The following is a 10,046-nucleotide window of genomic DNA, read 5'->3' on the forward strand; positions in this document are numbered from 1 at the left end:
AGCGAATTCCATTAGGGCCAGCAGGCAGATACCGGCCTGCACAAACGGGCCGGACATAAGCGTGCTGCCTTAACCTGCCAGTCAACAACGCAAAACTGTTTGCAATCCGGGAGGCGTCCACATAAGGGCTTCCCTAGAGCAAGCCGTAGACGTCATAATCCTAATAATGTGGTCTTATAAGCGCTTGAGCGATGTGAATAGCGGCTTGCTTCGTGCGGTAGCCGATTGCCTGGTTCAGTGTTAAACCAAATATACATTGCAGCCAGTTCGAGCAGGCTTCGTATTAAAGTGAACGCCGTGTTGTGCCAGACCTGCCGTTTCCACTTGCGCTTTTTCCAGCGTAAGTCGCGCACTGAATCGTCGCAAGCTGGCTATCAAAACGTAGTGTCAGTAACGGCACACGAGTGATGGGAGTTTAGCAAGCGCGTTCGGCGACGCTTTTGAAGATAGCACTGCACTTAGATACATATTGACATTAGCTTTCAGCTCAACAGCTACGATGCGAACACCCTATAACAGGATTGCTTTTTTCTTCGATAGCGTCATCGGCTATGCTCTGAAACAAGGGTTTCTATTAACGTGCCGAGATCGCGCGTCGCCTCGTTGCGCATGGTTGGAGCCACGTGCAATTCAAGTTCCGCGGGCGGCAACACTGGCAGCTCGTCGGCTTCACCAAGTGCCCGCCAGCAATCGGGCAATGTGCGGCGATCAATGATCGTCACCGCCGCGCCGTGGTTCACCGCGATGCGAATCCCCGTCGGACTCTGGCTCGTATAAACCAGCTGATACTCGCGTCCCATTGCGGTCAGCGCCTGCAATCCACGTTGCCGATACGTGCAACTTTCATCGAATAACGCGAGCGGGATGGGTGCATCCGGGGGCAACGCAAAATCGCGATGCGCAGCCCACACCAGTTCCTGCCTTGCGAGCGGCTTGCCACCTGCACGCTCGCCGTGCCGTACGACGAGCGCAAGATCAAGCTCGCCTGCGCCCAGCCGTTCGAGCAACTCAAGCGATGTCCGGCAATGAATATGCGGCCGTGCACCCGGGCGCAGCGCATAAAACGCTTTCAGCAAATCCGGCAGCCACAGTTCTGCGTAATCTTCGGGCAATCCGAAACGGATCACGTTGCCTCGACTTCCGCGCGTGAGCGCCGCAATGGCCTCGTTTTGCACTTGCAGGATCCGTCGCGCATGAATCAGGAAATTTTCACCATCGCTTGAAAGCGCGAAGTGCCTGCTGTTGCGCATGAACAGATGCGCGCCGAGCCGCTCCTCGAGCGTCCGGATTCGCAGGCTGATGGTCGATTGCGTGCGGTGGAGCTGGCGCGCGGCGGCAGTAAAACCGCCGCTCTCCGCCACGACGACGAATGCCCGCACCAGCTCGGCGTCGAGTGAAGCGATCTTCGACCAATCGGGTTCGCTGATGGAATCCATCGGAAATACTCGCTTTCCAAAAGAAATTGGCCGCCAAAAGATCGGGCCGTCGTTCGCAGATTGTTGTTGAAGTCGACCCGTAAATCCACTCGCCAATATATCGATTTGGAGTCTGCCTTGGTTCTCTCCGCTTCACTCGCCGATGCTGAATGCCTGGATCTCAGCGATATTGTCAACACCGAACGCTATCCGTTGCATGAGCCTTCCAGCCCCGGCTTGCGCCAGCTCGTAGCCGCGTGTCGCGAGCAGCTTGCCGAAACCGGCAGCGCAGTGCTGCATGACTTCCTGCGCCCCGAGGCGCTCGAACGCGCCCGCACAGAAGGCCGTGCGCTCGCCGCAAAGACCTACTTTTCGACGCGCAAGGTCAACGCGTATTTCACCGCCGATGACCCGGCACTTCCCCTGTCCGACCCCCGCCGCATTTTCATGGACCGCACGAGCGGCTTCGTCACGCGTGACCTGATTCCGGCGGATGCGATCGTGCATCGCATATACGTTGCTCAGGCGATGAAGCGGTTCGTGGCCGCGTGCCTTGGCGAAGACCGCGTCTGGGAGTACGCCGATCCCTATGCGGGCCTCGTGCAGAACGTGATGCCTGCGGGCACCGAACAGCCGTGGCATTACGACACGAACGAATTCATTGTTTCGATGATGACGCAGCAGCCCGCTGCCGGCGGCGACTTCGAGTACTGCCCGAACATCCGCACGCCGCAGGGTGAGAACTACGACGGCGTCGGCCGCGTCGTGCGGGGCGATACGCGTGACGAGATCCAGATCATCACGTTACGTCCAGGCGATTTGCAACTCTTCAAAGGGCGTTTTTCCCTGCATCGCGTCACGCGCGTCGAAGGAGATACGGAACGTCACACCGCCATCTTCGCGTACTCGCAGAAACCCGGCGTGGTAGGACGGCTGGAACGCACGCGGCAACTTTATGGCCGGGTGTCCGAAGCGCATCTGGAAGCGGAACAGCGGCTCGTACGCGCCGATAGCCTCGTCGATTAACTCTTACAAAAACTCCCCCCATGTCGATCATTCGCCCCACTCATCGTCCTGAAGACTGCGAGCCGACCGCCGCTGAAATCAGCCAGATTCAACGCGACCGTCTTGCTGCCGTGCGTCGTGAACTGAAGAAACGCGACCTTACCGCTGCTGTGCTTTTCGATCCTACGCATATGCGTTACGCCACGGGTTCGCGCAACATGCAGGTCTACTCAATGCGCAATCCCGCACGCTATGCATTCGTGCCGGCCGAAGGCAACGTCGTGCTGTTCGAATACGCGGGTTGCGAGTTCCTGGCGGAAGGACTCGATACCGTCGACGAAATCCGTCCCGCCATCGCCATTTCGTACTACTTCTGCGACGACATGCTGCGTCAGGTCACCGAGCGCTGGGCCGATGAAATAGATGACCTCGTGAAGCAAAACGGCGGCGGCAAGCGGATCGCGATCGAGAGCGCAACGTCTGCCGCAGCGTTCGCGTTGCAGGCGCGCGGCTATCAGGTCTTCGACGCACAAGAGCCGCTCGAACGTGCGCGCGCCATCAAGGTTCCGAACGAGATCAAGATGATCCGCGCGTCGCTGCGTGCGGCCGAAGAGGGGGTTCAGCCAAGATAAGTGTAAATTCTTATCATAAGCCTTCAGGTTATGGAAATCGATTTCTTTATACGGGTTTGATTCAGTGGCGGATCCGCGTGTGCGTCACCGATCTGTAGTAGCGCGAAGCGCAGGCATCGATAAGTCGGGAGGTTTTGCAACTGCCGGGCGTCACGGAATGAACGGGATGAGTCCGCGCCTGAACGCTTCCTCCTGAAACTCGCGCGGCATATGGCGCGCATCGACGATATAGCCGTTTACATCGAGCAGCCAGGCCATCGGATTTCTAGCCAGTTGACTGGGCCGCGACCAGCGCGGATCCATCGACCCGATTTTCAGAAGCGCGAGGATCGCGGTCGATCTGGCAGACCCGGTCTTCGGGCTCAGGTCGAAACGCTCGCACAGCTCATCGGCCCGCATGTGTGGTTTCTGGCTTTTGTCGAACAGGAAATTGACTCGTCCCACGGCATAGGCAATGCCGCAGGCCCACGAGCGGGCCGGACCATTGATGAGCGGCGACGGGCGTTTACGGCATAGGGCCGCGGCCATGCGACGGCAGAGGTCACGATATTCGTCGGTCAGATGCTGCCTGCAGAAGGCGTCAGTCAGTGAGACGATTTCGTCATACATGGCTTGCATCGCGGCGGGGACGCGTTGATCAGGGGGTGACATAGGCATGCCCTTAATGAACAAAGAAGAGGGGTGACGGGGGCGAATTTCTTCCGCGCAATCTTGTTCGCAGATATCGCTCGATAGCGACACATGGCCACGTATTTGCCATACGCAGACAGCGTGAGCGAGTGTCACGGTATTGCCCGATCCGCAAATGCCTCGCGGATCTGTCGGGCACGCTTTACTTCATCGCCATGCAGATAGATCGACGTCATCGCGATAGACGCGTGTCGCAGATTGTCGCGCACCGTGGTCAGCTCCGCGCCGCAGGCAAGTGCATGAGTTGCATGCGTATGGCGGGTCCAGTGCGGACTCGCGCGCCGTAACTTTTCAGCAAGAGCTGGATTGTCGTCCCGAATCACGTCAGCGGCCTGCGCAAAGAAACGCTTCATGATGCTCCAGAGACGCGACCCCGTAATGCCTGCCCCGCTGTCCTGTTCGAGGCTGCCGATCAACGGCGTCTGGGGATTCCAGCGCGCCGGCGTGACCGATAGCCTGCGCTGGATGAGATATCGGTCAAGTGCGCCGCGCGCGAGCGGCGGCAACGCCACCTTGCCGGCCTTGCCGCCTTTACCGACCAGATGCAGCCATTGATCGCTGTGTGCGTCGATCTGGATGTCGCCAAGCGTGGCGTCCACGAGTTCACTCGCGCGCAAACCCGTCGCGTACGCGAAGTCGAGCATGAAGCGTAACCGCTGTGCTGCCGGTACCTCCCAGCCATTCGCATGCTCAAGGCCATCAGCAAGCGTACGTACCAGTAGCCATTCACCTTCCGCAAAGCCTCTCGAGGCGTCCATCGTTGCGGCACGGGTGTGACCACGAACCTTGATGCCGGCAAACGGATTGGCGAGCACATAACGCTGCGCGATCAGCCAACGGAATAGCGCGCCGAGCACCGACAGCGCGTAGGCCGTCGACCGGGTCGACAGTCCACGTACAAACGGCCGCCATTCGGATGACGATCGCGGCCGGGACGGACCAATCCATCGTTCGCGCGGAGCCGGTCGCCGCAGGAAGCCGCGATAGGCGATTGCATCGTCGGTGGTGAGCGACGACAGTGCGCACCCACGCTCGACGATGGCCCACAGGATCAGGCGTTCCGCTTCCTTGCGATAGGCCCGCTGCGTCGCCGCCGATTCGTGGAGCGATAGCCAGGCCTGCACCGCTTCGTAGTCGTTCGACGCCTTGAGCGTGCAGGTGTGGCGTGGCGCCCTGAAACTGCCGTGCGATCCATCGACTTCGTGCGGTAGATGCAAGCGCTCCCATGGCATGACAACGGCGGGCCGGGTCACCACGATCAGCGCGTGCGCCCGCTCGGTAAGCGGGGGATGGGCGGCGAAGAAAGCTTCGATCTGCCGCGCACTGGCAGGCCCCAAACCGGGAATCGCACTCCACCAGCGACGTCGGCGTGGAATACGTACGGTCAGCTCGGATAGCGTATCGATGCCATGTGCGCGCAGCGCGGCAACGGCGCGCGCAGACAGCCACAAACCAATGTCGTCGCTGATCTGAGGTTCTGGCACAGGGGCCGCACGCAGCACCTCGATCGCGCACATGACCGCCTTGGCCCGTTCGAGCCGTTCGGCAAGTGGGTGCTCAAACAACACCGCGAGGTCGGTGCGCTGACGGCTGCGGGCGAACGCGATCAACTGCCGCCGGGTGCGGCCCAGAATGCCGCGCGCCGATTGGCCGGCCACCTTGTGATCCGGCAGATAGCGGGTAACCGCCGCACGGCTCGTAAGCCCGGCGTACCACGCACGCAAAGCCGCGAGGCAAGCCGCATCCGGAAACGCCGGTGAATGAGGGATGCCGGCGGCCGATGATGGACGCGTGCTCATGACTGGCTGTTCATCGCGGCAACAGCAGCATTCGATTCATGCCCCATCAAATGCCGGCCAGCAGGGATACTGATGGGTCAACGTAGTCGGAGATCATGCGGTTGGCCTGCGCCAGATCAAAGTCGCGCGGATCGAATTCACCACCCAGCCATTCAATGAGTTCGGCGCGTTCCGCGTTTCGCTTGCCAGCCAGCGTCTTCAACATGTCGGCATAGCCCCATGGTCCCCCACAGTCTTCGGGCGGGCAGGCATTGCGCCCGGCGGTGCAGCGTGGATAGCGGGTCCCCGGCTCAATCGCGACAGCCTTCTCGATGACCACCAAGTGCTCCCAGCCATCTCCAAAATCGTAGTTGTAGATAAACCGGGCTCCAGGCTGACATACCGTGTCGAGCCGTACACCTGTTTCATCCGCCATCCCGTCATCGAAGTCATCCTGGACCATGCCGTAGCGTACATCACCCAGATCGAAGTCATGCAGGTGCGAATCCATCCATCCCATCGCCGCCTGGATAACCTTATGGAGATCGGCCAGCGTAATCGTCGACGCTACCTCAATCCGACGCCATATTTCAGGCTTGATCTCCCGCAGACTGAGTTTGATTGCCCATATCTGAGCCTGTTTCTTAACCACTGTCACCTCCTTGTTATGCGTACAGTTGCCGTCCAGACGGCATTCTAGACGAACGCAGGACACTGTTCGTCTTGCGCACGGGTGGGCACTGACGCGTTTTCATGATTGCCAGTTCATGTGCTTGATGAATCTATGGAGATAAGAGAGGTTATCTCCATAGTATCAATCATGCGCACGATTGTAACGCGATGTCGGGACCGGTTTGTCCTGCGGGGACCCCTGCTGTCATTCCGATGCGTCGTCACCCCGCAAGGCTTCCAGTGGCAGCAGCGTCTCACGGATCGCCTGCAGACCGGCAAGACAGTCATCCAGCTGGTCAATCACATCGCCCACCTGATCGACGAACGGTTCATCCTGATGCGATACCGTCGGGCTGGCTCCGTTCAGGATGCTGTGAGCCATGCCATGCAGCCGCAACAGGTCATCGCGCAGCAACCCGGAATCAGACAGGTGAGCGCGCAGAACATCAAGTGTGCCAACGGCGGCAAGCAGTCGCGTTGTATCGTAGGTGGCTTCCAGGGCGTGGAGCGCATCGGCGTCGACTGCGCCGTACGGCGTATCTATCGTGTCCATGATGGGCATGGTCAATGAGGTCTGGATTATCCGGGCTCGGGCGCCGCGTCTTCCCGATCGGCAGCGCGGGTTGCCTGACCAAACAGCGCATCGCGCAGCCAGCTTTCCAGCGGCCGGTCCATGCGTAGCTTGTAGTCGCCAAAGCGTTTCAGGTTGTGCGTCGGATACGGGCTCAGGAATTCAAGGTCTTCAGCCCTGATTGATACGCCTTCACTGACCATCTCGCGTAGCGCCTGCATCATGTCGACCGTGTTCTGAAGGATCACCGCCGAAGCCACCAGATCATTGTAGCGAAGGCGCTTCTGTTGTTCCTCCGGCTCGTTCTCGGCGATCACGTCGCCACCGAACGACAGCCACTTCGCGAAACCGTTGTACGACTCGACCTTGTTGGTCGTCGCCGTCACCTCCTGGCGCATTTCCCGGTCGCCGATCCATTCGAGCAGAAACACGGTGCGAACAACATTACCCAGTTCACGCGCGGCAAGGTACAGACGGTTCCTGCGGCTATCCGAACCGAGGCGGCGCAACAGTTGCGGCGAGGAGATCGTGCCGGCCTGGATCGACAGGGCAACCTGCATCAGGTCCTGCCAGTGCCGCTCGATCAGATCCCAGTCGACTGTCGACGAGAATAGCCTGTCGATGTGTTTGTACTTCGTGTCGTCTTCCGGACGAAAAAATTTGAGATCTTTCCAGTTCCGGATGCGCGGCATCAGCTTGATCCCAAGCAGGTACGTGAATGCGAAGACCGCCGCCGACTGCCCCTGCGTATCAGAGTGAACCGTGTCGGCCTGCACCGAAAGGCCGGCCTTCAGCAATCCCTCGATGACGTAGATTGCCTCCCAGATGCCCGGCGGGATGAAGTGACGGAAGACGGCAATGTAATTGTCGGCGACATGCCGGTACGCGACGGCACCCATCTTGCGGTAGCGATAGTGGTACCCGGCGAGCAGGTTGTTTTCGTAAAAATCGTACTGCGTACCGTCGGCGGCAACCGTCTTGCCGTCACCCCAGTGTTTCGGCAGATCGAGACGCAGGTAAATCTCGATCAGTTCGCGCTGGGCTGTTTCGAGTTTGTCCACACTCATGTGCCGGCGGTTGACGAACGACATCATGTGCGCAGTCACATCAGAGTCGAAGTGTCGGGCAGCCTGGGTCGGCCCGAGGTTGCAGCCCATCGCGAAGATCGTCAGCAGATACCGTTCGGCGGCCTTGCGGATCTTCGGATCGCTCCCGGAGAGTGGCCCAAAGTGGCGGGTAAAATGCGTCCAGTGTTCAATGTTCGCCATCACGTCGAGTACGTTACGGGTCTTCAGACGCTCATTCAGCTGCTCCTGCAGTGCGATCGCACTAGCCGGAATTTCCCGGGCCACCGTGCGGCGAAGAACCGGCTCGCCGTCCGGGCCAATTGCGACGTGATCGCGTTTTGCCGGGAAGTCGTCGTCGAGCTTCTTCGCCGTGTCCGTGAGCCACTGCCGCAGATGTGCGACGAAATCCTTTGCGTTACCAGGCAGACCAACCTTCTCGCAGTAGGCCGGCAAACGGTTTTCACACTCACGCCACGGCAGCATGTGGACACGATAGTCCCCGAATGCATCGGCGCCTGAAACGCACAGGTCGCCGTCCCGCAATTCGTCAGCCATGTGCGAGAACACGCACAGTTCGAGATAACGCCGGTTGGTCGGCGCGCCGTCCGCATGCGAGCGCCTGACGAGCTTGTGCCAGCGCGGGGAGGCGAAGCTGAGATCGACCTCGACATCGAGCCATTCGCGACGCCGATCCTCATTCTCGAGGACGACGTCCAGTGCATCCAGCAGTCGGCGCGCCTGACTGGTCGAATCCCATTCGAGCGCATGTGCGAGTCGCATCATCACCGAACGGTGCGCCCGGAAATGTTTCCACAGCAGCGGCAGGTAATTGCCTCCGCTGAGCGCGCGCACCGCAGCACAACTTTCGCGCAGCGGTTCGAGGTCGCCCGTCGGCGCGAGCCATTTGCGGATCGATTGTGCGATGATCCTCTCGTCGAAGTCCTCGTCGAGAATGTCGACCACGCCATCAAGCAGGCCAACCAGCGATTCCAGCTCCGCCTGCCGGCGATGCTGGATCTGTTCAAGCTCCTCCCGCGCGCGCTTGTGAATCGCGCCCATACGCCGGATGAACATATCTGCAAGATCATCGCGTGTACGGATTCGCATATGACCCAGCAGCGAAGCGATCAGTGCGTAGCGCCTTTCCGGTAACGTTTCCTTGAGATTCGCCGCATCCAGGCTCATCGCCTGCAAGGCCAAGGAGCGGCGTTTGGAAGCCGGAATGCCCGATAACGCACTGGTAAAGTCACCGAGCGTATCCAGCCACGCCAGGTGAGCGGTTAACTGGTCAAGATGTTTTCGCGAAGGGCGCTTCGCATGGCGCTTGATGACGTTGTACGCGGTTTGCCGGTTGGCGAATTCGCGCTCAAGCAGTCCGTCGAGCATGCGCTTGTGCTCCGCGCTCAGGCGTCGCGCCACTCGGCGGAACAGGCTCGTCTGGGTTTTTGCATGAATCTGTTCGGCAATCCGGTCGAGCGTCGAGAACGCCGGCAGTTCGAGTTGCTGCGAGATGAGCTCGTCGATCGTGGCGTTGATGATGTCGACGGGCTGATCCAGCGTTGCCGCTGCCGCATGGGCGGCACGGATAGCGATTTCGTTGGCCTCGGCACCGTAGTATGGTCTGATGTCCAGATAGCCGCGGATTGCCTCATGATGCCGGAACAGCGTGACCGACGACCGCGTATCGTAGGACAGGCCGACAGCCGCATCGATGCCAGCGGCTGTGCGGATGTGATCGACGACGGCCGCCGGGATACTCTCGAGAGCCGGGAAATAATGCATCTGCTGGAAGACCTTCAGCAGCACCAGCAGGCCCAGTCGGGAACGCTCCCCTCGCGCAGATCGCCGGATCCAGTCCAGTTCTTCTGGCAATGGCGTGTAGCACGCCTGCAGTTCGTGAGTCGGGAAAAGCTTCGGGAAGCGGGGATACGCGGTGCGCTCGATGGTAGCCATGCGAGTCATCCTGATCGCAGACGGCTCGCTAGATTAGCGCAAGAAAAAAATCAGCAACTGCACAAAATCCGAATAACTACGACGATCTATATAACCAAAACGCTTATGATAAGAATTTACGCTTATCTTGGCTGAACCCCAAGTAGTTGCTCCATCGCGCGTCGCCCGCCGGCCGGCCGACAGAATCAAGACGGACCGCCGCGACGCGCTACTACTAGCGAGACTGCATCGGGCGGGCGAACTTGTGCCAGTGGCGGTTCCCA

The 10,046-nt window shown here is 59.8% G+C and carries 8 protein-coding genes and 1 pseudogene; 3 read left to right on the plus strand and 6 right to left on the minus strand.

The features are described from left to right. Nucleotides 1-542: 542 nt before the first annotated feature. Nucleotides 543-1,436 (minus strand): LysR substrate-binding domain-containing protein, encoded by an 894-nt coding sequence (locus ACRXB1_RS21290; protein WP_449493125.1) that lies wholly within the window; start codon nucleotides 1,434-1,436, stop codon nucleotides 543-545. 117 nt (nucleotides 1,437-1,553) lie between these two features. Here ACRXB1_RS21290 and ACRXB1_RS21295 point away from each other — a divergent pair, with 117 nt between their 5' ends. Together ACRXB1_RS21295 and ACRXB1_RS21300 are read left to right on the plus strand one after the other, a co-directional pair. Beyond that, nucleotides 1,554-2,441, plus strand: a complete 888-nt coding sequence (locus ACRXB1_RS21295) for a HalD/BesD family halogenase (protein WP_449493126.1) — start codon at nucleotides 1,554-1,556, stop codon at nucleotides 2,439-2,441. Nucleotides 2,442-2,461: 20 nt separating this feature from the next. Then, nucleotides 2,462-3,052, plus strand: a complete 591-nt coding sequence (locus tag ACRXB1_RS21300) for an aminopeptidase P family N-terminal domain-containing protein (protein WP_449493127.1) — start codon at nucleotides 2,462-2,464, stop codon at nucleotides 3,050-3,052. A 150-nt stretch (nucleotides 3,053-3,202) separates the two neighbouring features. Here ACRXB1_RS21300 and ACRXB1_RS21305 read toward each other — a convergent pair whose 3' ends face one another. The 5 genes from ACRXB1_RS21305 to ACRXB1_RS21325 form a co-directional block, all read right to left on the minus strand. After that, entirely contained in the window at nucleotides 3,203-3,661 is a 459-nt protein-coding gene (locus ACRXB1_RS21305; protein ID WP_449493128.1) for a DUF6398 domain-containing protein, read from the minus strand. 173 nt (nucleotides 3,662-3,834) lie between these two features. Beyond that, a complete protein-coding gene (locus tag ACRXB1_RS21310; protein WP_449493129.1) occupies nucleotides 3,835-5,541 on the minus strand; it encodes a phage integrase family protein in 1,707 nt (568 codons plus the stop codon). A 46-nt stretch (nucleotides 5,542-5,587) separates the two neighbouring features. Next, nucleotides 5,588-6,172 carry a plasmid pRiA4b ORF-3 family protein gene (locus tag ACRXB1_RS21315; protein ID WP_449493130.1) on the minus strand — a complete coding sequence of 195 codons (585 nt, stop codon included), beginning with the start codon at nucleotides 6,170-6,172 and terminating at the stop codon, nucleotides 5,588-5,590. Between the two features lie 225 nt (nucleotides 6,173-6,397). Continuing rightward, nucleotides 6,398-6,754 (minus strand): Tn3 family transposase post-transcriptional regulator TnpC, encoded by a 357-nt coding sequence (tnpC, locus tag ACRXB1_RS21320; protein WP_449493132.1) that lies wholly within the window; start codon nucleotides 6,752-6,754, stop codon nucleotides 6,398-6,400. Between the two features lie 17 nt (nucleotides 6,755-6,771). Continuing rightward, nucleotides 6,772-9,783, minus strand: coding sequence for a Tn3 family transposase (locus ACRXB1_RS21325; protein WP_449493131.1), 3,012 nt, complete (start codon nucleotides 9,781-9,783; stop codon nucleotides 6,772-6,774). Between the two features lie 142 nt (nucleotides 9,784-9,925). On the opposite strand from ACRXB1_RS21325, the pseudogene ACRXB1_RS21330 reads away from it, so the two are divergent. Next, nucleotides 9,926-10,046, plus strand: a pseudogene (locus ACRXB1_RS21330) (IS110 family transposase); the annotation flags it as partial.

Source organism: Caballeronia sp. M23-90 (genome assembly GCF_053574605.1).